The organism is Methylobacterium sp. A54F, assembly GCF_053346035.1.
This window is the reverse complement of sequence record NZ_JBKFBF010000066.1, coordinates 1-345: the sequence shown is the minus strand read 5'-3', so window position 1 is coordinate 345 and position 345 is coordinate 1. Positions and strand designations below refer to the sequence as shown.

1 protein-coding gene is annotated in these 345 nt (G+C 78.8%); it reads left to right on the top strand.

The genetic code is table 11. The annotated features are described in order from the left end of the window. A partial coding sequence (locus ACLBXP_RS25350) for a gamma-glutamyltransferase (RefSeq protein WP_447670599.1) occupies window positions 1-345 on the top strand: 345 nt, incomplete at both ends.

The following is a 345-nucleotide window of genomic DNA, read 5'->3' as shown; positions in this document are numbered from 1 at the left end:
GGCATCTCGGTCGACGGCGACCTCGCCGATTCGCTGCCCCGCGCCGCCGGGCTCCTGGGGCGCTGGCCGTCGAGCCGCGCGATCTTCTTCCGCGGCGACCGCCCGCTCCGGCGGGACGGGCGGCTGGTGCAGACGGACCTCGCCGACACGCTCTCGGCCATCGCGGCCGGCGGCCCGGACGCCTTCTACGCGGGGCCGGTGGCGGAGCGGACCGCGCGGGCGGTGCAGGAGGCCGGCGCCATCCTGACGGCGGCGGACCTCGCCGCCTACCGGGTCGAGATCCGCCGGCCGGTGCGGGGCACCTACCGGGGCGCCGAGATCGTCTCGATGCCGCCGCCGAGCTCC